Annotated in this window: 20 protein-coding genes and 1 tRNA gene; 4 read left to right on the forward strand and 17 right to left on the reverse strand. The window is 68.6% G+C overall.

What is annotated here, in order from left to right:
- Positions 1–215: 215 nt before the first annotated feature.
- The 5 genes from ACEQX1_RS06280 to ACEQX1_RS06300 all read right to left on the reverse strand — a co-directional run bounded on the left by ACEQX1_RS06280 (position 216) and on the right by ACEQX1_RS06300 (position 3,642).
- A tRNA-Lys gene (locus ACEQX1_RS06280) sits at positions 216–291 on the reverse strand.
- A 165-nt stretch (positions 292–456) separates the two neighbouring features.
- Complete coding sequence (locus ACEQX1_RS06285; RefSeq protein WP_187391445.1) at positions 457–894, reverse strand: PilZ domain-containing protein; 438 nt, start codon at positions 892–894, stop codon at positions 457–459.
- Between the two features lie 157 nt (positions 895–1,051).
- The gene (gene ilvC / locus ACEQX1_RS06290) at positions 1,052–2,071 is read right to left on the reverse strand and encodes a ketol-acid reductoisomerase (protein ID WP_009209110.1); all 1,020 of its coding nucleotides are present in this window, start codon (positions 2,069–2,071) and stop codon (positions 1,052–1,054) included.
- A 40-nt stretch (positions 2,072–2,111) separates the two neighbouring features.
- On the reverse strand, positions 2,112–2,762 hold the full coding sequence (locus tag ACEQX1_RS06295; protein WP_370195134.1) for a TetR/AcrR family transcriptional regulator: 651 nt from the start codon (positions 2,760–2,762) through the stop codon (positions 2,112–2,114).
- Between the two features lie 136 nt (positions 2,763–2,898).
- Complete coding sequence (locus ACEQX1_RS06300) at positions 2,899–3,642, reverse strand: pyridoxine 5'-phosphate synthase (protein ID WP_370195132.1); 744 nt, start codon at positions 3,640–3,642, stop codon at positions 2,899–2,901.
- Between the two features lie 198 nt (positions 3,643–3,840).
- Here ACEQX1_RS06300 and ACEQX1_RS06305 point away from each other — a divergent pair, with 198 nt between their 5' ends.
- Both ACEQX1_RS06305 and ACEQX1_RS06310 read left to right on the forward strand, forming a co-directional pair.
- Positions 3,841–5,448, forward strand: coding sequence for a hypothetical protein (locus ACEQX1_RS06305; RefSeq protein WP_370196624.1), 1,608 nt, complete (start codon positions 3,841–3,843; stop codon positions 5,446–5,448).
- Positions 5,449–5,674: 226 nt separating this feature from the next.
- Positions 5,675–6,076 carry a hypothetical protein gene (locus ACEQX1_RS06310; RefSeq protein WP_187391448.1) on the forward strand — a complete coding sequence of 134 codons (402 nt, stop codon included), beginning with the start codon at positions 5,675–5,677 and terminating at the stop codon, positions 6,074–6,076.
- Positions 6,077–6,109: 33 nt separating this feature from the next.
- Here ACEQX1_RS06310 and ACEQX1_RS06315 read toward each other — a convergent pair whose 3' ends face one another.
- The 3 genes from ACEQX1_RS06315 to ilvN all read right to left on the reverse strand — a co-directional run bounded on the left by ACEQX1_RS06315 (position 6,110) and on the right by ilvN (position 10,057).
- Positions 6,110–7,237 (reverse strand): ATP-dependent RecD-like DNA helicase, encoded by a 1,128-nt coding sequence (locus ACEQX1_RS06315; protein ID WP_370193256.1) that lies wholly within the window; start codon positions 7,235–7,237, stop codon positions 6,110–6,112.
- A 165-nt stretch (positions 7,238–7,402) separates the two neighbouring features.
- Positions 7,403–9,388: a PAS domain S-box protein gene (locus tag ACEQX1_RS06320; protein WP_370193258.1), complete on the reverse strand. Its 1,986-nt coding sequence runs from the start codon at positions 9,386–9,388 to the stop codon at positions 7,403–7,405.
- Between the two features lie 96 nt (positions 9,389–9,484).
- On the reverse strand, positions 9,485–10,057 hold the full coding sequence (gene ilvN / locus ACEQX1_RS06325) for an acetolactate synthase small subunit (RefSeq protein ID WP_187391451.1): 573 nt from the start codon (positions 10,055–10,057) through the stop codon (positions 9,485–9,487).
- Positions 10,058–10,247: 190 nt separating this feature from the next.
- On the opposite strand from ilvN, the gene ACEQX1_RS06330 reads away from it, so the two are divergent.
- Complete coding sequence (locus ACEQX1_RS06330) at positions 10,248–12,302, forward strand: hypothetical protein (RefSeq protein ID WP_370193255.1); 2,055 nt, start codon at positions 10,248–10,250, stop codon at positions 12,300–12,302.
- Positions 12,303–12,372: 70 nt separating this feature from the next.
- Here the strand turns inward: ACEQX1_RS06330 and ACEQX1_RS06335 are convergent, their stop codons facing one another.
- The 4 genes from ACEQX1_RS06335 to miaA all read right to left on the reverse strand — a co-directional run bounded on the left by ACEQX1_RS06335 (position 12,373) and on the right by miaA (position 17,104).
- Positions 12,373–14,157 carry an acetolactate synthase 3 large subunit gene (locus tag ACEQX1_RS06335; protein ID WP_370196625.1) on the reverse strand — a complete coding sequence of 595 codons (1,785 nt, stop codon included), beginning with the start codon at positions 14,155–14,157 and terminating at the stop codon, positions 12,373–12,375.
- A 282-nt stretch (positions 14,158–14,439) separates the two neighbouring features.
- The gene (locus ACEQX1_RS06340) at positions 14,440–15,246 is read right to left on the reverse strand and encodes a DUF1206 domain-containing protein (RefSeq protein WP_370193251.1); all 807 of its coding nucleotides are present in this window, start codon (positions 15,244–15,246) and stop codon (positions 14,440–14,442) included.
- Between the two features lie 39 nt (positions 15,247–15,285).
- Positions 15,286–16,101 carry a GGDEF domain-containing protein gene (locus ACEQX1_RS06345; protein ID WP_188077385.1) on the reverse strand — a complete coding sequence of 272 codons (816 nt, stop codon included), beginning with the start codon at positions 16,099–16,101 and terminating at the stop codon, positions 15,286–15,288.
- Positions 16,102–16,177: 76 nt separating this feature from the next.
- Entirely contained in the window at positions 16,178–17,104 is a 927-nt protein-coding gene (miaA, locus tag ACEQX1_RS06350) for a tRNA (adenosine(37)-N6)-dimethylallyltransferase MiaA (protein ID WP_370196626.1), read from the reverse strand.
- Here miaA and serB point away from each other — a divergent pair.
- Positions 17,103–17,996 (forward strand): phosphoserine phosphatase SerB, encoded by an 894-nt coding sequence (gene serB / locus ACEQX1_RS06355; RefSeq protein WP_370193247.1) that lies wholly within the window; start codon positions 17,103–17,105, stop codon positions 17,994–17,996. The two genes, miaA and serB, sit on opposite strands and share 2 nt — an antisense overlap.
- A gap of 12 nt (positions 17,997–18,008) precedes the next feature.
- On the opposite strand, the gene ACEQX1_RS06360 is transcribed toward serB, so the two are convergent.
- From ACEQX1_RS06360 to ACEQX1_RS06380, 5 genes are all read right to left on the reverse strand, one after another.
- Positions 18,009–19,694 carry a Do family serine endopeptidase gene (locus ACEQX1_RS06360; RefSeq protein ID WP_370193245.1) on the reverse strand — a complete coding sequence of 562 codons (1,686 nt, stop codon included), beginning with the start codon at positions 19,692–19,694 and terminating at the stop codon, positions 18,009–18,011.
- Between the two features lie 266 nt (positions 19,695–19,960).
- Positions 19,961–20,146, reverse strand: coding sequence for a DUF2065 domain-containing protein (locus ACEQX1_RS06365; protein ID WP_024348531.1), 186 nt, complete (start codon positions 20,144–20,146; stop codon positions 19,961–19,963).
- The gene (gene hflC / locus ACEQX1_RS06370; protein WP_370193243.1) at positions 20,143–21,252 is read right to left on the reverse strand and encodes a protease modulator HflC; all 1,110 of its coding nucleotides are present in this window, start codon (positions 21,250–21,252) and stop codon (positions 20,143–20,145) included. Before hflC ends, ACEQX1_RS06365 begins: the two co-directional genes overlap by 4 nt.
- Complete coding sequence (gene hflK, locus ACEQX1_RS06375; RefSeq protein WP_024348533.1) at positions 21,252–22,439, reverse strand: FtsH protease activity modulator HflK; 1,188 nt, start codon at positions 22,437–22,439, stop codon at positions 21,252–21,254. The genes hflC and hflK overlap by 1 nt, the downstream gene beginning before the upstream one ends.
- Positions 22,440–22,627: 188 nt before the next feature.
- Positions 22,628–23,152, reverse strand: coding sequence for a dihydrofolate reductase (locus ACEQX1_RS06380; protein WP_370193240.1), 525 nt, complete (start codon positions 23,150–23,152; stop codon positions 22,628–22,630).
- Between the last annotated feature and the right edge of the window lie 33 nt (positions 23,153–23,185).

The following is a 23,185-nucleotide window of genomic DNA, read 5'->3' on the forward strand; positions in this document are numbered from 1 at the left end:
TTCGCGAGGGCGCTGGGCATTGGACGACTGTCCGTGGTCCGCTTGAAGATCGTGGCAGTGAACCCGAAGCGGCAGCAGGCCCCGCAACTTGGAATCAGGCCCAGCGGGGGCTCGTAAACTATTTTGGCTGTGACCTGTACGTGACCTGAGAAGCCATCGCGCTGACCGCAAGGTCACACCTGCGGCCCCCAAGTGCCTGCTATATCAAGAAAATTTGGTGGGTGATGTAGGGTTCGAACCTACGACCCGCTGATTAAGAGTCAGCTGCTCTACCAACTGAGCTAATCACCCACGACGCCGGTGGCGTTCGGTAGCGGCTACATAAGCGGAAGCGCGGTGGCTGTCCACCCGTCAGCGGGCATTTTTTGCAGTGCGATGACGGTTATTTTTGCAGAGCGCGCGGCAAGTGGCCGGGACCGGGCGTCAGGTGCCGCGCAGGGTGGGTTTCGGCGCCGGTCAGGACCAGGCGAAGAGGCGCGTCAGGGTGGCTGGCAGCGCCTCCGGCGTGATCTTGCGGATGCCGCCGGCCGGAGCCTGGGCCGGCTGCGATTCGGGCGGCCTGGCCGTCGTCTGCGGCGGTAGCGGACGCTGGTCCCCCGCCTCCGGGCCGGGCTCGACATCGAGGAAGCGGATGCCGGCGAACATGGCGCGGCGATAGACCAAACGCGCCGGGCGCTCGTCGCGCTCCTCGCCGATCCGGATCTGGAATTCCTTGGGCAGATGCGCCGCGTCGTCGATGGTCAGCAGGGCGCCGGTCGCCGAGATGTTGCGCACGATACAGTCGAAGGTGGAGAAGCCGCCGTTGAAGATGACCTTGGCGCGCTTGAGCGTGCGCGTGCGGGGCGCCACGCGGCGTTCCGAATCGTCCGGTTCATGTTCGGGAAGCGCAGCCATATCGGCCTCCATGCCAGGACAGTCGGTCCGGTTGTCGCAGGAACTCCTTTGCAATTCCTGAACCAAACCCGGTGAAATTCAAGCGAAATGCAAAGCGCCGGCGGGACAGGTCCCGCCGGCGCTCAAACAATTGCCGAATCGGCCAGGCGCCGGGCGCCTAGTTGCGGTCCTTGTCGACCAGCGCGTTCGACTTGATCCACGGCATCATGCCGCGCAGCTTCTCGCCGACTTCCTCGATCTGGTGCTTGTCGTTGAGGCGGCGGATGCCCTTGAAGCGCGCGCCACCGGCCCGGTACTCCTGCATCCAGTCCGAGGTGAACTTGCCGGTCTGGATGTCGGCCAGAACCCGCTTCATCTCGGCCTTGGTCTCGGCGGTGATGATGCGCGGGCCGGAGACGTACTCGCCCCACTCGGCGGTGTTGGAGATCGAGTAATTCATGTTGGCGATGCCGCCCTCATAGATGAGGTCGACGATCAGCTTCACTTCGTGCAGGCACTCGAAATAGGCCATTTCCGGCGCGTAGCCGGCTTCCACCAGCGTCTCGAAGCCGGCGCGGATCAGCTCGACCAGACCGCCGCACAGGACGACCTGCTCGCCGAACAGGTCGGTCTCGCACTCTTCCTTGAAGTTGGTCTCGATGATGCCCGAGCGACCGCCGCCGACGCCGCAGGCGTAGGACAGCGCCAGGTCAAGCGCGTTGCCCGACGGGTCCTGGTGCACGGCGACGAGGCACGGCACGCCGCCGCCCTTCTGGTATTCGCCGCGCACGGTGTGGCCCGGGCCCTTCGGCGCGATCATGACGACGTCGACGGTCGCCTTCGGCTCGATCAGGCCGAAATGCACGTTGAGGCCGTGGGCGAAGGCGATCGCCGCGCCGTCGCGGATGTTCGGGGCGATCTCGTCGCGGTAGATGTCGGCCTGGAGCTCGTCCGGGGTGGCCATCATCATCAGGTCGGCCCAGCCGGCCGCCTCGGAGACGGTCATGACCTTGAAGCCGTCGGCCTCGGCCTTCTTGGCGGTCGCCGAACCGGCGCGCAGGGCGACGGCGACGTCGTTGGCGCCGGAATCCTTCAGGTTCAGCGCATGGGCGCGGCCCTGGCTGCCATAGCCAATGATCGCGACCTTGCGGGACTTGATGAGGTTGAGATCGGCATCCCGATCGTAATAGACGCGCATGCTGTATCCTCCTTTGGATGCTTTGCTTGTTGTCGTGAATTCAGGCCGTGACCGGCCTCTCCTCGTCCACTCCGTAAAGAGCGAAGAACTGTGTGGTGGCGCGCTCCGCGTCGCGGGCGACGGCCGCCTTGTCGAGCGTCAGCCCGTCGCCGAGCAAGAGCCGGATCTGCACGTCGCGCACGACGAGACCGAAGAAGCTGCGAAAGGCGTCGTCGGCGTCCTCGAAGCGCACCAGCCCGGCATTGCGACCGGCCTCCAGCGCCGGCTTCAGCCGGCGGGCCATGGCGAACGGCCCGTTATGCAGGACGATGGCACCGAGATCGGCGGTCTTCGAACCGGCCTCGGCAATGGCCAGCCGGTTGAGCGCCACCGACGTCGGACCGCTAAGGACGGTCAGCCAGTCGCGGGCGAACTGGGTCAGATGCGCGGCAAGGCGCTCGCGCGATGCCGCCTCCGCCCCCACCGGCACGCCGCGGACCTTCGCGGCCTGCCATTGCACCGTCGCGGTCAAGAGCCCGTCGCGGTCGCCGAACCATTTGTACAGCGTTTCCTTGGAGCAGCTCGCGGCACGCGCCACGGCAGTCATGGTCAGCGGCCGGCGCGCCTCGACGAGCAGGCGCAGCGCCGCGTCCAGCACATCGCACTGGCGCTCCGTCATGCTCTCCACGGCGATGGTTTCGGTTGCCGACACACTGCCTCCAGGGGCGGCTCGCGAGAGCCGTACCGTACGTTACGGTACGGCTTCTAGGAGCTGTCGGTGGCGGACGCAAGCGGAAATCCGCAGAGCCCGCCGTTTCGCATTCGAGTGCCCGGTATTCGCTGGGGACTCAGCCCTGGCCGCAGGCGGCCCGGAACCGCCGCACCGAGGTCTCCATGCCGTATTCCAGCGCGTCGGCCGTCAGGCCGTGGCCGATCGAGACCTCGGCCAGCTCCGGAATCCGCGCGACCAGCGCCGGCAAATTCGCCACGGTCAGGTCGTGCCCGGCATTGACGCCCAGCCCCGCCGCAAGCGCTGCATCGGCCGTCGCGCCAAGGCGCTCGATCTCGGCCTTCGCCGCTTCCGGGTCGGCATGGGTGCCGCCATAGGGGCCGGTATAGAGCTCGATCCGGTCGCAGCCCGTGGCCGCCGCGTCCACCATCGCCGACGGATCGGCATCGGCAAACAGCGAGACCCGCGCGCCGCCGGCCTGCAACCGCGCGACGATGGGCGTCAGGAACGCCCCTTCGCCGGCAAAATCCCAGCCATGGTCCGAGGTCGGCTGCGAGGGATCGTCGGGGACCAAGGTCACCTGCTCGGGGCTGACGGTCTCGACCAGCGCGAGGAAGTCCTCGGTCGGATAGCCCTCGATGTTGAATTCGGCCGCCGGAAACTCGGTGTCGATCAGGGCCCGCAGGTCCGGCAGGTCGGAGAACCGGATGTGCCGCTGGTCCGGACGCGGATGCACGGTCAGGCCATGGGCCCCGGCCCTCAGCGCGATCCGGCCGAAATCGACCACGTTCGGCCATGGCAGGTCGCGGCGATTGCGCAGCATGGCGACGGCATTGAGATTGACGGAAAGAGCGGTCGACATGCGGGCCTCGCGGAAACGTTTCGGCGCCCCGTAAGTGTGCGATCCCCGGCGACCGGTCAACGGCCGGGCGAGAAAACCTCCCGATCCGGGCTCACGCGCCGAATGCGTGTTGAAAGCCCCTTCCCGACCGCTAGTCTGTTGAACACGTTACCAATGCCCGGGGGCTCCCCCCGGGACGCGTTGCGAGGGAGAGACAGCATGCGTGGTTCGAACTTCATACCGATCGTCGTCGCCGGGGTCGTCGGCATTGCGATCGGCTGGGCCGTCGGCCCCGACTATGACGACCTGCAGGAGGATCTGGGCAACCAGATGCAGGGCGTCGCCGGCCGGATGCAGGCCGAGATCGAGAAACTGCAGACCAGCGTTTCGGAGCTGAGCCAGCAGGCGGCAGCGCCCGCCGACGACGCGGTGGCGCAGACCCAGCAGGCCATCGCCGATCTGGGCGCCCGTCTCGACCAGATGGGCGGCGACTTCCAGAGTCGCACCGAGGCGCTCGGCCAGTCGCTGCAGAGCGGCGCCGGCGAGGCCCGCGATGCGGCCGCCGCCAAGCTCGACGAGCTCGCCGCCGCGATCGAGGGGCTGAAGGGCGACATCGCCGCCGCACCGGCTGCCGCGCCACAGGGCGGATCGGATGCCGCAGGCGGCGACCCGGCGGCACTGGCGAGCCAGGTCGGCAACACCGGTGCGATCCTGCTGCCGGGCCAGTCGGCGATCTTCGGCGGCAATCCGGTGCAGCTGATGTCGATCTCCGCCGAAAGCGGCAGCGCGACGCTGGCGGTCGCCGGCGGCGATCCCCAGGACGTGACGTCCGGCAGCGCAATCGACGCCGGCAATGGCTGCCAGGTGACGCTGGCCGGCGTGGCCGCCGGCGCGGCCTATCTCGGATCGCAGGATTGCGGCGGTACGGCAGCGCCGGCTGGCGGTGACCAGAGCGCCGCCGCGGCCGAACCCGCCGCGCCCGAGCCGCAGCAGGCGGAAGCGGCGCCCGCACAGGAGGCCCAGCCGGCAGCGGCCGAAGCCGCGCCTGACGCGGCAACGCAGGAGGCCCAGCCGGCCGCAGCAGAGACGGCGCCCGACGCGGCAGCGCAGGACGCCCCTGCCGAGACCACGGCTGCGGCGGAACAGCCCGAGGCCGCCGAAACGGCTCAACCCGCCGCTGCTGACGCGCCCGCCGAACAGCCGGCCGCGGCAAGCGCCAACAGCCAGACCGTGCCGGTCGGTGGCACGGCGAGCTTCGGCGAGACACGGATCTTCGTCTCCGCCATCGCCGAGGACAGCGCAACGCTCTTCGCCGTCGGCGGTGGCGGCCGCGAGACGGTCGCCGTCGGCTCGGCCCTCGATGCCGGCAATGGCTGCAGCGTGACGGTCGAGGCGATCGAGGACGGTCAGGTGACCCTCGCCAGCGACGGCTGCACCGGCGACGCTTCCGCGACCAGCGAAGACAGCGCGGCGCCGGCTTCCGATGACGCCGCCGCGGCGCCGCAGGAGACCCCGGCCGAACAGCCGGATGCAGCGGCAAGCGCCGCGCCGGCCGAGGGCGACGCCGCAGCCGCGCCGGCCGAACCGGCCAGCGAAGGCGATGCGGCCGCCGGTGACGGCGGGATCACGGTCGGCCAGACGGCGACCTTCGGCGAGAAGAAGGTCTTCGTCTCCGGCCTCGGCGACAATGGCGCGACGCTCTACGTCGTCGGCGGCGGGCGCCAGCAGGTCGAGGCCGGCGGCTCCGCCGATCTCGGCGACGGCTGCGCGGTCACGGTGGACCGGATCGAGGACCGCACCGTATATCTGACGGCGAATGGCTGCTGACAGCCGAGCGAAGCGTCGATGACCGGAAAGGGCGGGACCGCGAGGCTCCCGCCCTTTTTCATGCCCCCTGACTGACCCAACGGAATACCATGCCAGACCAGTTCGAAAATCCTGTCGATATTACGCGCCAACGCGACTAGACTGCCCTGGCGACGGCGCATGTCTGCCGGTCGCTTGCGGCACGGCATCGGATCACAGCTGTTTCGGCAGGATCGGGAGTTTCGCCATGGTCAGGATCGACAGACTTTACGTCATCATCGGCATTGTGTGGCTGCTCGCAGGCGCGGTCTTCGGCACGTGGCTCGGCGCGACCGGGCACCACAATTTCTCCAATTCCCACGCCCATATTGGGCTTCTGGGCTTCGTCGCCTCGGTCCTCTTCGGCCTGGTGCACAAGGTCTGGCCCGAACTGCGCACCCGCCGCCTCGCCCTGCCGCAACTGGCAGTCTACGAGATCGGCACGGCGTTCCTGATCCTCGGCAAGATCATGGTCGACGCGACCGGCGAGGAAAACCTGTTCCTGTTCGTCGGCTCGATCACCGTCATCCTCGGGGCGTTGATGTTCCTCTGGCTGTTCGTCAAAGGCTCGGAGGCGAGCGACGCGCCGACCCTCTCGCCAGCCGAATAGGCCGCGCCTCCCGGCCGGCAGGACCCGGCGGGGCTATTTGACGATGGTCAGCCGCTCGGCCGCGCGGGTGATGGCGGTGTAGAGCCAGCGCTCGCGCGTTTCCTTGAAGGCCCAGCTCTCGTCGAACAGCATGACGTTGTTCCACTGCGAGCCCTGCGCCTTGTGCACGGTCAGCGCGTAGCCATAGTCGAAATCGTCGAAACGCTTCTTGGTCGGCCAGGGTATGTCGGCGTCGGGATCCTCGAAGGCGGCCTTCAGCAGCCGGATCTTGGCGGCGCCCTGGTCGATGTCGTCGTCGTCCGGTTTCACGATCAGATTGACGCCCGGCTTGGTGGTTTCGCGCGAGGCCGTCATCACCTGCCAGAGCGAGCCGTTGAGCAGCCCCTTGGCCGGGTCGTTGCGCAGGCACACCAGCTTGTCGCCCGACATCGGCAACGGGCCCTCGAAGCCCTTCAGTTCGCGCAGCCGCGCATTGTAGCGCCGACGGGTGCGGTTGGTCCCGACCAGCACCTGGTCGGCGGCCAGCACCTCTTCGGTTTCCACCTCGCGCTTGCCGATGATGCGCGCGGCGCCCCAGTCGCCATGCATCAGCTCCTTGCCTTCACGCACATGCAGGGCAAGGTCGATGATCGGGTTGTCGCGCGCCTGGCGGTGGATCTCGGTCAGGAGGAAGTCCGGCTCGGCCTCGGTGAAGAAGCCGCCGCCCGACACCGGCGGCAGCTGCCCCGGATCGCCCAGCACCAGGATCGGCGTACCGAAGGACATCAGGTCGCGGCCGAGCGCCTCGTCCACCATCGAGCACTCGTCGACGATGATCAGCTTGGCCTTGGCGACCGGGCTCTGCCGGTTCAGGGAGAAGGTCGGCGAGACCCGCGACAGGCCGCTGGTCTCGTCGGAGATCGTCTCCTCGCCGCGCGGGCGGTAGATGAGCGAATGCAGCGTGCGGGCGCTCTTGGCGCCCTTCGAGCGCAGCACCTGCGCCGCCTTGCCGGTGAAGGCGGCGAACTGCACCGCCCCGTCGATGCCCTCGGCGAAATGCCGCGCCAGCGTCGTCTTGCCGGTTCCGGCATAGCCGAACAGCCGGAAGATCGGTGTCTCGCCGTCCGCCAGCCAGTCGGCCACGGCCTTCAGCGCATCGTCCTGCTGTGGTGAGAGCTTCAAGCCGATCTCCGGTTGCCAGCCGGGCACGCGGCCCGATTCCCATTGCGGACAGCCTTATAGGTCCCGGCGCGGTTTTTCACCCTCGCCGCCGATGCGCCGTGCGCTTGCCCACCGTCGGTGGCAAACGCACCACGAACGCCGCTGCAGGGCGCGCGGATCCCCGGTTCAGGAGCCGGCGATGGCCGCCCCCGGCGAAGCCGCCTTGCCGGAGCCGAGGATCGCTGTGATAGCTTTCGCGAGTTCGTATTCGCCGAACGGCTTGGACAGCTTGGGCAGGCTGTTGTCGCCGCCGGGGGGCAGCTCCGCATAGCCGGTGGCCAGGATGATCGGCAGCCCGGGCCATTCGCCCCGGATCGCCTCGGCAAGCTGGCTGCCGGTCATCCGCGGCATGGCGTGATCGGTGATCACCAGCTCGATATCCGCCTCGCTCCGCAGGATGTCGAGCGCCTCCATGCCCGACGTCGCCTCGAAGACGCGGTGGCCCATGTCCTCCAGCATCGCGACGGTGTTCATCAGCACCAGCCCGTCATCGTCCACCGCGAGGATGGCGAGCGGCCGGTCCTCAGCCGGGGCAACCGGCGCTTCGGGCGCGCGCGCCGGAGCCGGCGCCGGCGCGAGCGCGGCCGTCGCGACCGGCAGCCACAGTTCGACGCGGGTCCCCTCGCCCTTGCGGCTGTAAATCTGCAGGCCGCCCCCCGACTGGCTGACCAGCCCGTGCACCATGGAGAGGCCGAGCCCGGTGCCCTTGCCGACGCCCTTGGTGGTGAAGAACGGCTCGGCGGCGCGCTTCGCGGTCTCGGGATCCATGCCTTCGCCCGTATCGATCACCGCCAGCCGGACATAGCGCCCCGCCGCGAGCCCGCCCGGCCGTGCCGTGTCGATGGCCGCCTCATCCGCCTCGATGACGACGACGCCGCTGCCATCCATCGCGTCGCGGGCATTGACCATCAGATTGAGAAGCGCCGTCTCGAGCTGGTTGGGATCGATATGGGCGGGTGCGAGTCCGGCGGGAAAGCGCGTCTCGATGCGGACTTCGGGCCCGATCGAGCGCTCCAGGAAAGCCGTGATGCCGGCGACGAGTTCGGCGAGATCGACGGTGCGCGGCGCCAGATCCTGCCGGCGCGCGAAGGCCAGCATGCGCTGGGTCAGCGACGCGCCGCGGCGGGCCCCCTCCAGCGCATTGTCGATCAGCGACTGGACGGCCGGCGGGTCGATGCCGACCCGTTTGCGGGCTATTTCCAGGCTGCCGATGACGGCGGTGAGCAGATTGTTGAAGTCGTGGGCGATGCCGCCGGTGAGCTGGCCGATCGCCTCCATCTTCTGCGACTGGGCCAGCGCCTCGTTGGCCTTGGCCAGCGCCTCCTGCGCTTCCTTGCGCTCGGTGACGTCGCGGGTGATCTTGGCAAAGCCGATCACCCTGCCTGCCTCGTCGTCGACCCGGTCGACCACCACGCTGGCCCAGAAGCGGCTGCCATCCTTGCGGATGCGCCAGCCCTCGGTTTCGAAGCGGCCATCCTCAAGCGCAGCGGCGAGACCGCGCTGCGGCTCGCCCCGCTCGCGGTCTTCGGGCGAGAAGAAGCGGGAGAAATGCTGGCCGACGATCTCGTCGCGGCTGTAGCCCTTGATCCGCTCGGCGCCGAAATTCCAGTTGGTCACCCGGCCCTCGGGATCGAGCATGTAGATGGCGTAGTCACTGACCCCGTTGACCAGGAGCCGGAACTGCTTTTCGCTACGCTGCAGATCCTCCTGCGCCTGCTTGCGCTCGGTCAGGTCGCGGGTGATCTTGGCGTAGCCGATGAGGGTGCCGTCGGCGTGCCGGATCGGGTCGAGCACCACATGCGCCCAAAACTGGCCGCCGTCCTTGCGCACGCGCCAGCCTTCGGTCTCGAAGCGCCCTTCCGCGGCGGCGATGCGCAGCGCGCGCTGCGGCAGCCCGGCATCGCGATCCGCCGGCACGAAGAAGCGAGAGAAATGCGAGCCGAGAATCTCGTCCGCCGTATAGCCCTTGAAGCGCTGCGCACCAGCGTTCCAGCTCGTGATGATGCCGTCCGGATCGAGCATGTAGATGGCATAGTCGGTGATCGCGTCGACGAGCAGCCGGTAGCGGCCCTCGTCACTGGCCGACGCGGTCGCCCGCTCCGTTCGCTCCATCCCCGTATACCTCACGCATCTGTCCATCACAGACATAGCAGCGGAACGCCCCGCGCCAAGATGGCGCAGGGCGCCCGCGGAACCTGCGCGAAGAACCTACATGCCGTCCTTGCCGCGCGACAGGGCGGCAACGCCCGTGCGGCAGACCTCGACGAGGCCCAGCGGCTGCATGATGGCCACGAACTTGTCGAGCTTTGACGGCCGGCCGGTCAGCTCGAAGACGAAATGCTCGATCGAGGAATCGATCACCTTGGCGCGGAAGACGTCGGCGAGGCGCAGCGCCTCGACGCGCTTGTCGCCCTGCCCCGCCACCTTCAGGATCGCCAGCTCGCGCTCGATCGGATCGTTGTCGCCGTTGGCGCCGCCCATGCGGGTCAGATCGACGACCCGGTGCACCGGCACGATGCGGTCGAGCTGGCTCTTCAGCTGCTCGATGACATGGGGCGCGCCGCGGGTGACCACCGTGATCCGCGACAGGTGCTTCTCGTGCTCGGTTTCCGAAACGGTCAGGCTCTCGATATTGTAGCCGCGCCCCGAGAACAGGCCGATGACCCGGGCCAGAACGCCCGGCTCGTTGTCCACCAGGACGGCGAGCGTGCGGGTCTCGTTCGCCTCCTTCTCCGGCGTGATGAAATAGGCCGATGCGGGCGGCTGGACGGGTTGGTTCATGTCGGAAACTCAGCAGGTTCTTGGCGTTGCGGCACCATAGAGCCGCGACGCCGAAAGGCCAAGGCGGCTTTCGCGGCAGCGCGCGGACGGTCCGCTTGTGCGACGCAGGATGGACGTGCGTCATCGGAAGCGCATCTTCACCTGCCATGAAGGCGCCGGACGCGGTGGCAACCAAGAGGGAGAGACGGACATGAAGACGATCATGCTTCTGGGCACCACGGCTGCACTGGCGTTGCCGGCATTCGGTGCGGCGATCGCGCAGGAGCCGGGCCGGGCCCAGTGCGTGCCTGCGCTCACCGATGGCGGCTTTGCCCTGACGATCCGGGTCGAAGGCGAAGACGGCCTCTTCCGTCTGACCTGCCGCGACGGTTCGCTCGTCGCCGTTCCCGCCGATGCGGTGGTCGGACAGGCCCTTGCGCCGACAGCGGACGCGACATCCGAGACGGCGGCCAGGGAGATCGACGCCAGCGGCGAAGCCGCGCGATCCGAACTCGGCGCAAGCGAGGAACTCGCCGAACCGCCCACCGAACTCTCCGCAGCGCCCGATGGCGACGCGAGCGACAAGATGGCGAGCGACGAAGCGCCGACCGCTCCCGACGCGGAGACGGACGCGAAAGACGCCGGGACGATCATCGAGGACAGCGTTGCCGCCGCGCAAGGTTCGTCCGGCGAAGCGCCGACCGACCCCGAGACGGACAGCCAGGCGTCCGGCACCGAAGCCGACGATGAGGATACGCGTGCTCCCGGCACCGCATCGGCTGCGATCAACGACCTGATCGGCGACACCGGCAACGCCGGCGCCCTGGGCGAAGCCTCCACCGATCCCGCGCAGCCGGACGACCAGGCGGACATCGCCGATGCCCCCGAGGCGGATGCGGCCGACGAGATGGATTCGCATGACAGCGCCAATGCGGACCCACAGGATGATGTGATGGCCGACGTCCTCGAAGAGGACAGCCCGGCCGAGGCCGATACCGAAACCGCCGATGCCATGTCCGAAGATGAGGTGGAGACCGACATCGGCGACGATGGCGATATGGCCGACACCGCGTTGGATGAGATCGATGACGATGTAGAAAACGCGGCAGAGGTCGACGCCGACGACGCCGCGATGCCCAGCGACATGGCCACAGACAGTGCCATGAATGACGCTGAGGACGAGGATGCCGCCGACATCATCGCCGACAGTGCCGACGACGCCGCGGGCGAACTGGAGGCGGATGCCGCCGATATCTCGGAGGCCGATGCGGCCGAAGAGATGGATCTGCACGACAGCGCTGCGGACACAGTCGATGCGGACCCGCAGGATGATGCGATGGCCGACGCCATGTCCGATGACGATTCGGAGTCCGAGGTCGGCGAGGATGGCGATATGGCCGATACCGCGCTGGACGGGATCGATGGCGACGTCGAAGACCCGGCCGACGCGGCGATGTCCGGCGCCATGGCCGCCGACAGCCTCGCGGATGACGCCGAGGACGAGGATGCGGTCGACATCATTGCCGACAGCGCCGACGACGCTGCGAGCGAACTGGACATCGACGCCCTCGACTCGCCGCCGGAAGAACTGACCGACACCGCCCGCAATGCCGCCGGTGTCGCGGGCACGATGCCGCAATCCTCGGTCACCGAGGCGCCGCAGGATGCCGAACCGACCGGACCGGCCACCATGGCCGAGGAGGACGGCATGGCGGCGATGGACAAGCCGGCGGTCGCGCCCGAGGACGCGGCGCCTGACGGCGAGGTCGCGAGCCCCGGCGAGGCGAAGCAGGCCGATCGGCTCGCCGCCACCGAAGACCCGGCGATGGACGAGGCGGAGGACGCTGCGGCGCCGCAGGCATCCGAGCCCGACATGATCGCGGTGCCGCTGGCGGTCATCGGCAGCGCCGAACTGGCCCTGCCCGGCGCGCAGTTCCGCTCCGTGGCGATCCGCGACGATGGCGACCAGCAAGTCTACGCCCTGCGCGGCGAGATGCGCAGCGGCCGCGACGTGGCGGTGACCGTCGCCGAGGACGGCGCGGTCGTGAAGATCGACCGCGAAATCCTGCAGGAGGACGTGCCCGAGCGGATCCTGCGGATCGCCGAGGCGCTGATGCCGGACGCCGAGATCCTGCGCGTGACCCTGTCGAACCGCGACAACTACAAGAGCTTCTTCGTCTTCAGCGGGCTCGATGCGCGCGGCGACGGCTTCGAGCTCGAAATCCGCTCGGACGGCCGCAGCGTCGCCTTCGACCGCCCGTCATAGACCTGAAACGACGAAGGGCGGCGTTGCCGCCGCCCTTCTCCAGTCGTCTATACTGCGTCTGCCAGCCCGGTCAGACCAGGGCCCGGCCCTTGGCGTCGATGGCGCTGCCGACGGCCTCGTCGCTCGCCTCGTCCGGCAGGAGGATCTCGTTGTGGGCCTTGCCCGACGGGATCATCGGGAAGCAATTGGCGAGGTTGGCCACCCGGCAGTCGAACAGCACCGGCTTGTCGACGGCCAGCATCTCCTCGATGGCCGCGTCGAGATCGCCCGGCTTCTGGCAGCGGATGCCGTGGCCGCCATAGGCCTCGGCCAGCTTGACGAAGTCCGGCAGCGCCTCGGTGTAGGAGTTCGACAGGCGGTTGCCGTGCAGGAGCTGCTGCCACTGCCGGACCATGCCCATATACTGGTTGTTCAGGATGAAGATCTTGACGTTGGCGCCGTGCTGCACCGCCGTCGACATCTCCTGCATGTTCATCAGCACCGACGCATCGCCGGCAATGCAGACCGACAGCGCGTCCGGATGGGCGATCTGCGCGCCGATCGCCGCCGGCAGGCCATAGCCCATCGTGCCGAGACCGCCTGAGGTCAGCCACCGGTTCGGCGCCTCGAAGCCGTAGAACTGCGCTGCCCACATCTGGTGCTGGCCGACCTCGGTGGAGACGTAGGTCTCGCGATCCTTGGTATGCGCATAGAGCCGCTGGATGGCGTATTGCGGCATGATGACGTCGTCGTTCGGCCGGTACGCCAGGCTGTCGCGGGCCCGCCACGTGCCGATCTCGTCCCACCATCCGGCGAGCGAGGCCGGGTCGATCGCCGTGCCGCGCTCCTTCCAGATGCCGACCATGTCGCGCAGGACATGGGTGACATCGCCGATGATCGGCAGGTCGACGCGCACGTTCTTGTTGATCGACGAGGGGTCGATGTCGATGTGGATCTTCTTGGAGTGCGGCGAGAAGGCGTCGAGCCGGCCGGTGATGCGGTCGTCGAAGCGCGCGCCGACGCACAGCATGACGTCGCAGCCATGCATCGCCAGATTGGCCTCGTAGGTGCCGTGCATGCCCAGCATGCCCAGCCAGCTCTCGCCGGAGGCCGGATAGGCGCCGAGCCCCATCAGCGTCGAGGTGATCGGCGCACCGGTCAGCGCGACCATCTCGCGCAGGAGCTGCGCGGCCTCGGGGCCGGAATTGATGACACCGCCGCCCGAATAGATGATCGGCCGCTTGGCGCTCGCCAGCATCGCCACCGCCGCCTCGATGCGGTCGCGGTCGCCGACCAGCTTCGGCCGGTAGCTCTCGTGCTGGGTCTGCGGTGCCGGCGGCGTGTAGAGGCCGGTGGCGAACTGCACGTCCTTGGGAATGTCGACGACGACCGGACCCGGGCGACCGGTGGTCGCCACGTGGAAGGCCTCGTGCAGGACGCGCGCCAGATCGTTGACGTCCTTCACCAGCCAGTTGTGCTTGGTGCAGGGCCGCGTGATGCCGACCGTGTCGCATTCCTGGAAGGCGTCGGAGCCGATCAGCGTCGTCGGCACCTGGCCGGTGATGCAGACCAGCGGGATCGAATCCATCAGCGCGTCCTGCAGCGCGGTCACCGCATTGGTCGCGCCGGGGCCTGAGGTCACCAGCATGACGCCCGGCTTGCCGGTGGCGCGGGCATAGCCCTCCGCGGCGTGGCCGGCCCCCTGCTCGTGCCGCACCAGGATATGGCGGACCGCTTCCTGCTGGAAGATCTCGTCATAGATCGGGAGAACCGCGCCGCCCGGATAGCCGAAGATGTCGGCGACGCCATGATCCTTCAGCGCCTGCACGACCATCGCCGCGCCTGTCATTTCCCGTGTGTCCGATGTCGCGTTCATGGCTCGTCTTCCGTCTCGTGCCTGCCGGGTTGGTCTGGCGCCGCTCCCGGTCCGGATGCTGTGTCGGAACTCGGCGCAATAAAAAAGGGCCGCTGGGGCCCTTTGAGTTGCGCACACGTGGCTCTCGCCGGGCGGTCCCTAGACCGCCTCGCGTGTGCGCCGTCCTACTACGAGAATGTTGATCTTTGTCATGGGGCGGAAGCTAAGCCCGTCCAGCGCGTCCGTCAACGACTTATCTTGCGCCCGTGCCCGGCGGCGGTCCTGCCGCCGGGCAGCTTGAGCTCAGCCGACCTTCTCGATGTGGATGCGGCGATAGAGTGCCTCGACGCAGGCATAGGCGCCGAAGGCAATCAGCCCGAGCCCGGTCAGCGACAGGAGCACCCAGCCATAGCTCCAGTCCGACATCGCCTGCAGCGCGGCTTCCAGCCCCGGCGTATCGCCCTCGCCATAGGAGACGGCACCGGTGAACAGGAGGCCGGCCAGAACGAAGAAGGTCACGCCCCGGGCAATCAGGCCGAAGCGACAGATCGGCCGCAGCCAGGCGCGCTTGCCGGCGGGAATGGTCATGTATTTCTCGAAGCCGGCGACCACGCCCTTGTAGATGTGGGCCGCGCCGGCGACCGCCATGCCCAGCGACACGATATAGGTGATCCAGACGCCGTAGCCGGAATCGTAGGCCGCCGCGACGACACCGCCACCGCCTCCGTCCGACCGCATGCCGGCAAGGACCGTCGCCGCATAGAATGCGGTACCGCCATAGGCGAAGGCGCTGATCAGCAGGCCGAAACGCGCGAACACGCCCCTGGCGTCGAGACCGTGCTCGTCGACGTCAAAGAACATCTGAATCAGCCGCCAGATGGTGAAACAGGTCAGCGCCGCGACGAGCGCGACGAGGGCGACCGTCCCGAAGGCGGAGCCGGCGACCGTGTCGACCGCGTCCTTGGTCCCCATGGCCCGGCCGGTGGCGTAGGCGGCGCGAAACGCGAAATAGCCGACGATGAGATACACTAGCCCGCGAGCGGCGTAGCCGGCCCGTGCTGCCTTGCGGAGCCAGTCGTGATGCTGGTGGGGAATGTCCAGTGTGGTCAATGTCGCTCCTCGCCTTGTGAAGAGCCTATACGCGGCGGCTCAGGCGTTGGTTCCGAGGAGCACCCCGGCGGCCGACCCGGCACTGACCCGGTTCCGCCCCGCCTGCTTGGCCTTGTAGAGATTGACGTCGGCCCGCTTGAAGATCGCCGCGCAGCCATCGCCCGGCTCCGAAGAGGCCAGCCCCACCGATACCGTGGTGCGCAGCTTGACGTCTCCGACCCGGATGGTGAGCCCCGAAATCGCCTGGCGGATCCGCTCGGCGAAAGAGACAAGGCCAGGCGCCGACATGTTGGTCACGATGATGGCGAACTCCTCGCCGCCGAGACGGGCGACCACGTCGCGGTGGCGCGCGAAATCGGTCAGGCAACCGGCGACCGCCTTCAGCACCTCGTCGCCGACATCGTGGCCGTAGGTGTCGTTGACGGCCTTGAACTTGTCGAGGTCGAACAGCAGCAGACCGACCGGGCGGCCGACACGGTCGAAGGCCACGACATATTCCTCGAACATCCGGTCGAAGCAACGCCGGTTGCGCAGGCCGGTGAGCGGGTCGGTCAGCGCCGCCTGCTCCAGATGCTGGGAGCGCTGCTCGAGCGTGCCGGCAAGCGAGCGCAGCTTGCCCTGCTCGCGCAGCTGCGCGCGGATGGTCGGCAGGATCAGGAACAGGCCGGTGCCCAGCGCCACGACGAGGCTGGCGATGGTCGCCGCAAACAGGCCGCTCATGATCGGCGGCTCACTGTCGCCGACCCGGGCGAGGATCGCCACGGTGACCGCATGCGCCTTGACGGTACAGGCGACCGCAACGACGATCGCAGCCAGATAAAGCCCGACCGAAAGCTCTGCCTTGGTGACCTTCATCGACCGCCCGACTTCCCGATTCTTCCCCATGGGAACTGATACGACGAGAAGCTGTCCGATCACTTAAGGCGATTGCTCAAATCGTCTCGATCGCGGCGATGTCGGGGGACGCAAGCCGCCGCCAGCTCGCATCGAACTGGTGCCGGAACCAGGTCTCCTGGCGCTTGGCATATTGGCGGGTGCGGGTCGCGGCACGGGCCACCGCGACATCTTGCGCCATCGTTCCGTCGAGCACCGCCGACAGTTCGGCGACGCCGATGGCGTTGGCCGCCGATCCCTCCATCGCGCCGGGGATGGTGCGGAACGCCGCGACCTCCTCCAGCGCACCTGCCGTCATCATCTGGGCGAAGCGCTCGGCGATGGCCTGGCGCAGCACGCTGCGATCCGGCGCCGTCACGAGCTTTACGCAGGCGGACGGGTCCAGAAGACCGGGACGCCGGCCGGTCTGAAGGGCCGACAGCGGCTGCCCGGCCGCTTCGCCCACCTCGAGCGCCCGGACGATCCGCTGCCCGTCGGCCGGATCGATCCGTTGCGCGGCAATGGGATCGGATCGCGCCAGCAGCCCGTGAAGAGCCGGAGCGCCCTCCTCCGCCAGCCGGTTGCGCCAGCGGTCGCGGATCTCCGGCGGCACTTCAGGCAGGTCGTCCAGAAGACCGAGCAGCGCCTTGAAGTAGAGGCCAGTGCCGCCGCACAGGATCGGCAGCTTGCCGGCCGCGCGGATCTCCTCCAGCACCGGCGCGACATCGCGAATCCAGGCGCCGACGGAATAGATCCGGTCGGGCGCGACATGCCCGTAGAGCCGGTGCGGCACGCGGGCGAGCGCATCGGCGTCTGGCCGCGCGGTCAGGATGCTGAGGCCGTCATAGACCTGCATGGAATCGGCGTTGACCACGACACCGTCGTGACGCTCGGCCAGTTCCACCGCGAGGCCCGACTTGCCGCTGGCGGTCGGCCCGGCTATCAGGATCGCCTGTTTTCCCGCCATTTCGGACTGTCGCTTCATGCTCGTCGCCACGCTCATTGCCGCACCGAAGGGTGCCGGTCTGCCCGCTTCCGGCCTCGCCGCGATCGCCGAGGCGGTCGGCACGACGCCGGACCGGGCCGCGTGGCTGGCCCCCGGTTATGCCGCCGATCTTCGCTTCGATGCACCGGCGGCCCCGACCTGGCGGCAGGATCTCGCCGCGATCGCGGCCGATGGCGGGTTCGACTGCGTGGTGCAGCAGCACGACCAGCGGCGCAAGCGGATTTTGATCGCCGACATGGATTCCACCATGATCGATCAGGAGTGCATCGACGAGCTTGCCGACGCGATCGGCATCAAGGACCGCGTCGCCGGCATCACCGCCCGCGCGATGAACGGCGAGATCGCCTTCGAACCGGCCCTGAAGGAACGCGTCGCGCTGCTGGAGAAGCTGCCGACCGCCGCGGTTGCCGAGGTCATCGCCGAGCGCATCACGCTGGCCTCCGGCGGTGCCGAACTCGTCGCCACCATGCGCGCCAACGGCGCCTTCACCGCCCTCGTCTCGGGCGGCTTCACCGTCTTCACCGGACCGATCGCGGAGAAGCTGGGCTTCCACGAGAACCGCGCCAACACCCTGCAGCATGAGGGCGACGCCTTCACCGGGCGCGTCGCGGAACCGATCCTCGGCTCCGCCGCCAAGGTCGCGGCGCTGGAGGATTTCGCGGCACGGCTCGGGCTCGCCGTCGCCGATGCGATTGCCGTCGGCGACGGCGCCAACGACCTGCCGATGATCGAGCGGGCCGGCACCGGCGTCGCGCTGCACGCCAAGCCGACCGTCGCCGCCCGTGCGCCCCACCGGGTCGACCATGGCGACCTGACCGCGCTGCTGTTCATCCAGGGCTACCGGACCGACGAGATCGTGCGGCCCGGCTGATCGCCCGCCGGACTATTCGATCGGCACGACGACGAAGCGCAGATCGCCATTGCTGGCGGCCAGCAGCAGCAGCGCGTTGCGACGGCCCTCGTCCTTGAGCTTGGCGATCTTGTCGGCCACCTCGCGCGCCGTCGCGACCTCTTCCTGCGCCACTTCGCGGATCAGCGTGCCGGCCTCGATGCCCTTTTCGGCGGCATTCGAGTTGGGTGCGACGGCGGTGACGACCACGCCCTTGGCGTCCTCGGCCAGCGCATATTGCTCGCGCAGCGTCGGGTCGATCTCCGTAAGCGTCATGCCCAGCGTTTCCACCGGTCCGGCATCCGTGTCGCCGGTCTCGGCCGCGTCAGGATCGCTCGTCGGCGCTGCGTCCTCGGATTCGGCCATCAGCTTCTCGCCATCCTCCAGCCGGCCCAGCGTCACCTCGACACTGGTCCGCTCGGCAGGCTTGTCGGTGGCGGTCTTGCGCAGCACCTCGACCGCGACGGCCTTGCCGACGGGCGTTTCCGCGACGATGCGCGGCAGGTCGCGCGAGCTCTCCACCGCCGTGCCGTCGAAGGAGACGATGACGTCGCCGACCTTCAGGAGGCCGTTGTCGGACGGGCCACCCTCGACGATGCCCATGACCACGGCGCCCCGCGCTTCGCCGATCCCGAGGCCTTCGGCGATGTCGTCGGTCACCGCCTGCAGGCGAATGCCCAGCCAGCCACGCCGCGTCTCGCCGAATTCGCGCAGCTGGTCGATGACGTTGACGGCCAGGTTTGCCGGCACCGAAAAGCCGATGCCGATCGAGCCGCCGGTCGGCGAGATGATCGCCGTGTTGATGCCGACGACGTCGCCATTCAGATCGAACAGCGGGCCGCCGGAATTGCCGCGATTGATCGCCGCGTCGGTCTGAATGAAATTGTCGTAGGGGCCGGCATTGATGTTGCGGCCGCGGGCCGAGACGATGCCGATCGACACCGAGCCGCCCAGGCCGAAGGGGTTGCCGATGGCCATGACCCAGTCGCCGATCCGCAGGGCTTCCGAATCGCCGAATTTCACCGACACCAGCGGCTCTTCCGGCTCCACCTTCAGCACCGCGAGGTCGGTCTTCGGATCGGTGCCGATCAGTTCGGCGTCGAGCTGGGTGCCATCGGCGAAATTGACGGTGATCGTGTCGGCGTCTGCGATGACGTGGTTGTTGGTCACGACGACGCCCGAGGGATCGACCACGAAGCCCGAACCCAGCGACTGCACACGCCGGTTGCCCAGACCGTCCCGGTCCTGCAGGAGGTCGTCGAAGAAATCCTGCAGCGGCGAGCCTTCCGGCGCCTCGAGCGGCGGAACGCCCCGGCCGGCGACATCGACCGACTGGGAGGTCGAGATGTTGACGACGGCGTCGAGCAGCCCCTCGGCAAGATCGGCGACCGAGGCCGGTCCCCGCGCCGCGCCGGCGCCCGGCGCCGCGATTGGGGGAGCGGGACGGGCTTCCTGCGTCGGGCCATTGTCCACCGGCGGGACCGGCAGTGCCGGAACGGCCGTGTCCGGCGCGTCGGCCTGGACCTCGCCGCTCTCCGGCGCTTCCGCCTCGGTTTGCGCCTGAGCCTCTGTTTGCGCCTGCGCGGCCAGCGGATGCAGGAGTGCCATCGCGGCGACGGCCATTGCCGCCGACGCCTGGCCGGCGGAGCGGCGCATCGTTCCGGTCGTCCGAAGTCTCATGTCAAATCCTCTCGCATCGGCGCGGGACGCGGCTGCCGCGCGACGGCATCGTCCCGTGCGGCAGCCGCGTCCCGCAGATCAAACGCGGCGCCCGTACTCGGGTGAGCGAGACGGGACCGGAAAACCGCGTCCGAATCAAGAAGGTTTCTTGTCGCCGACGCAATGGTGATGAAGAGGGAGCCGGGAGGAGGCCGCCAATCGCGGCGCTGCCGGAGGGCCGGCAGCTCTCGTGGGCGCAGGCGGGACACCCGTCATGCGGGCCGGGTCTAGTGGCGCACCAGCCAGACGATGCCGACGCCGGCGATGGCGGCGGCCAGGCCGCCGATCCGCAGCGAGCGGTCCGGCAGCATGGCCGCCGTACGGGCCATGCGCCGGACCCCGTCGGGAAACAGGCAGTAGACGACGCCCTCGATCACCAGAACGAGACCGAGGGCGGCGACGAAATCGCTCACTGGGCGATGGAACCGGTCTGCTCGGCGTCGCCTGCCAGGGCGCCCGCCGAAGCGGCCGGATCGGTGGCGGTCCCGGCGGTGTCCGCGGCCGGCGCATCCGCCGGCGCGGCGTCTGCCGGTGCCGCCGCGGTGTCGGCGGCGGCAGCGTTGTCGGCGTCCGATGCCGGCGCGGCATCGGAGGTCGGCGTGCCCGGCGTCGCGCCGGTTGCCGCAACACCGGCAAGCCCGGCTCCGCCATCGCCGCTGAAGTAGCGGAAGAACTCCGACTCCGGCGACAGCACCATCGTCGTGCCCGAGTTTTCCAGCGACTCCCGGTAAGCCTGCATCGACCGGTAAAAGTCGAAGAACTCCGGATTGCCGCCATAGGCCTCGGCGAAGATACCGCTTCGTGCGGCCTCGCCCTCGCCTCGCAGGATCTCCGACTCGCGGCGCGCCTCGGCCACCGTCTCCACCACGCCGCGATCGGCGGCGGCGCGGATCTCGCGGGCAGCAACCTGACCGCGGGCCCGCAGGCGCTCGGCCTCGGCCAGACGCTCGGCCTGCATGCGCTCGTAGGTCTGCTGCGAGACCTCCTGCGTCAGGTCCGTGCGCCGGATTCGCACGTCGGTCAGCTCGATGCCGAGCGAGGCCGCATCCGGGCGCAACTGGTCACGCACCTGCCGCATCATGTCGGCGCGTTCGGCCGACAGCGCCGCCTCGAAGCCGCGCAGACCGTAGACCCGGCGAAGCGCCGCATCGAGACGGGTGCGCAGCCGCTGCTCGGCGGCCGGGATCGACCCCGAGACCGCCTGCAGGAAGCGGGCCGCGTCCGAGATGTTGTACACGAGGAAGGCATCGACCTCGTAGAACTTGCCGCCCGAGACCTGGACGCGGATGTCGTCCAGATCGAAGCGCAGCAGCCGGTCCGGCAGCTTGCGGACCTGGTCGGCACCGACGAAGGACGCCGGCCACTTGAAGTAGAGGCCCGGCTCGTCGACGACGCGCTGGATCTCGCCGAAGCGCAGGACGATCGCCTGCTCCTTCTCGTTGACGATGAAGATCGAGTTCCACACCACGAGGGCGACGACGGCGACCGCAATGGCGATCGCGTAGAAGCGGTTGCTCATCAGTTCGCTCCCTGCTGGACCGTCGCGTTACCGGTGGTCGTGTTGCGCTGGGCCTGCGGCTGGGCGCCGGCCGTTCCGGGACGCTGCAGCTCGTTGAGCGGCAGATAGGGAACGACCCCCTGCCCGCCTGCGGCACCCGGCTCGATGATCATCTTGGTCGATCCCTTCAGGACGCCCTCCATGGTCTCGAGGAAGAGACGCTTGCGGGTGATCTCCGGCGCCTTCTCGAACTCGGCGAGGATCGAGCTGAAGCGCTGCGCCTCACCCTCGGCTTCCTGGACGACGCGGTTCTTGTAACCGGCGGCATCCTCGCGGATCTGCGCCGCCTCGCCTCGGGCCTGGCCGAGCTGCTGGTTGCGATAGCGGTTCGCCTCCTCGATGAAGCGATCCTCGTCCTGCTCGGCGCGCTGCACCTCGTCGAAGGCGTCGGCGACCTGGCTCGGCGGGGCCGCGTCCTCGATCGAGATGCCGTTGACCCGCAGGCCGGCCTGGTACTCGTTCATCGTGTCCTGGGTGATCTGGCGGACCTCCTCGGCGATGCCGGCGCGGTCGTCCCGGAAGACGTCCTGCACCGGACGGCGGCCGACGACTTCGCGCATGGCGCTTTCGGACACCTGCTGCAGCATCGCGATCGGATCGTCGACCTGGAACAGATAGTTCTGCGGATCGTCGACCTGGTAGAGGACGGCGAACTGGACATCGACGATGTTCTGGTCGCCGGACAGCATCAGGCCGGAATTGTCACCGCTCTGGCTGCTGCCGAGGGTGATCTGGTTCTCGACGACCGGCACGGTCTCGACGGTCTCGAACGGCCAGAAGGCGACGTGCAGACCCGGGTCTGACAGTTCCTGGCGCGGCTTGCCGAACAGGAGCTCGACGCCGATCTCGTCCGGCTGGACGGTATAGACCGCCTTGAACAGCCACAGCACCGCGAGGCCCGCGACGAACAGGATGCCCCAACCGGCGATGCCGGCCGGAGAGCCCGGACCGCTGCCACCGCCACCACCACCGGGGATGGCGCGCCGCAGCCGGTCCTGGCCGCGCCGCAGGATGTCTTCCAGATCCGGCGAACCGCCGTTCCCACCGGGGCGCGGAGACTGCGGACGCTGGCCCCAGGGGCCGCCGTTGCCGCCGCCGCTGCCGCCGCCTTTCCAGCCGCCATTGCCAGTCTGATTGCTCCAGGGCATCGCTGTCCTTCCAAATTTCAGGGATTTCTGCGGGCGTCGAGCCTCCCGCTTTTCACGCGCAGATCCGTACGACCCTTATAAGAACTGCCAAATCGGCTTTCAACGCGAGTGTGACCAATTTGCCCAGGGGTGTTCGCAAATGGTGAACAATGCGGCAGTTCTGTCCCGCTCCAACGGCGCTCCAGCCGCTATCGGTCGCGCCGGACATAGACGGTGAAGCGGCTGTCGGCGCTGTCCTTCGGCCCCCGCTCGCAGGGCTCGTCCGATTCGACCGCCCAGATTGCCGGATCGATCGGCGGAAACACCGTGTCGCCGCTCACATCGACCGCGATCAGGGTCACGTACAGCCTGTCGAGCCGGTCGAGAAACAGACGATAGATCTCGGCGCCGCCGGCGACGACGATCTCGTCCGCCCCGCGGGCGGCCGCCGCGTCACGGGCGCGCTCCAGCGCTTCGTCCGGCGTGCCGGCGAGGATTGCGCCCTCATACGGCACTTGCTCCGCCCGGCTGAGGACGATGCTGTCGCGCCCGTCGAGCACCCGGCCGATGGAGTCTAGGGTCTTGCGCCCCATGATCATCGGCTTGCCCATGGTCAGGCGGCGATAGCGCTTGAGATCGCTCGGCATGCGCCACGGCATCGCGCCGGCATCGCCGATGACCCCGTTCTCGGCCATGGCGACCACCGCGACGAGCGCCGGATCCTTCACCGCCATACCGTCGCCCTCGCCTCTTCGCACAGCATCGCG

The sequence above is a fragment of the Aurantimonas sp. genome (genome assembly GCF_964217435.1).
Taxonomy (GTDB): Bacteria; Pseudomonadota; Alphaproteobacteria; order Rhizobiales; family Rhizobiaceae; genus Aurantimonas; species Aurantimonas coralicida.

What these genes read in the sequence shown, in the direction of transcription:
- ACEQX1_RS06345 (WP_188077385.1), bottom strand. Translation starts at nt 16,101, where the DNA reads ATGAAGGTCACCAAGGCAGAGCTTTCGGTCGGGCTTTATCTGGCTGCG.
- ACEQX1_RS06305 (WP_370196624.1), top strand. Translation starts at nt 3,841, where the DNA reads ATGCGTGGTTCGAACTTCATACCGATCGTCGTCGCCGGGGTCGTCGGC.
- ilvC (WP_009209110.1), bottom strand. Translation starts at nt 2,071, where the DNA reads ATGCGCGTCTATTACGATCGGGATGCCGATCTCAACCTCATCAAGTCC.
- ACEQX1_RS06380 (WP_370193240.1), bottom strand. Translation starts at nt 23,152, where the DNA reads ATGGCGGTGAAGGATCCGGCGCTCGTCGCGGTGGTCGCCATGGCCGAG.
- ACEQX1_RS06310 (WP_187391448.1), top strand. Translation starts at nt 5,675, where the DNA reads ATGGTCAGGATCGACAGACTTTACGTCATCATCGGCATTGTGTGGCTG.
- ACEQX1_RS06360 (WP_370193245.1), bottom strand. Translation starts at nt 19,694, where the DNA reads ATGAGACTTCGGACGACCGGAACGATGCGCCGCTCCGCCGGCCAGGCG.
- miaA (WP_370196626.1), bottom strand. Translation starts at nt 17,104, where the DNA reads ATGAAGCGACAGTCCGAAATGGCGGGAAAACAGGCGATCCTGATAGCC.
- ACEQX1_RS06285 (WP_187391445.1), bottom strand. Translation starts at nt 894, where the DNA reads ATGGCTGCGCTTCCCGAACATGAACCGGACGATTCGGAACGCCGCGTG.
- hflK (WP_024348533.1), bottom strand. Translation starts at nt 22,439, where the DNA reads ATGCCCTGGAGCAATCAGACTGGCAATGGCGGCTGGAAAGGCGGCGGC.
- ACEQX1_RS06320 (WP_370193258.1), bottom strand. Translation starts at nt 9,388, where the DNA reads ATGGAGCGAACGGAGCGGGCGACCGCGTCGGCCAGTGACGAGGGCCGC.
- ilvN (WP_187391451.1), bottom strand. Translation starts at nt 10,057, where the DNA reads ATGAACCAACCCGTCCAGCCGCCCGCATCGGCCTATTTCATCACGCCG.
- ACEQX1_RS06335 (WP_370196625.1), bottom strand. Translation starts at nt 14,157, where the DNA reads ATGAACGCGACATCGGACACACGGGAAATGACAGGCGCGGCGATGGTC.
- hflC (WP_370193243.1), bottom strand. Translation starts at nt 21,252, where the DNA reads ATGAGCAACCGCTTCTACGCGATCGCCATTGCGGTCGCCGTCGTCGCC.
- serB (WP_370193247.1), top strand. Translation starts at nt 17,103, where the DNA reads ATGCTCGTCGCCACGCTCATTGCCGCACCGAAGGGTGCCGGTCTGCCC.
- ACEQX1_RS06300 (WP_370195132.1), bottom strand. Translation starts at nt 3,642, where the DNA reads ATGTCGACCGCTCTTTCCGTCAATCTCAATGCCGTCGCCATGCTGCGC.
- ACEQX1_RS06330 (WP_370193255.1), top strand. Translation starts at nt 10,248, where the DNA reads ATGAAGACGATCATGCTTCTGGGCACCACGGCTGCACTGGCGTTGCCG.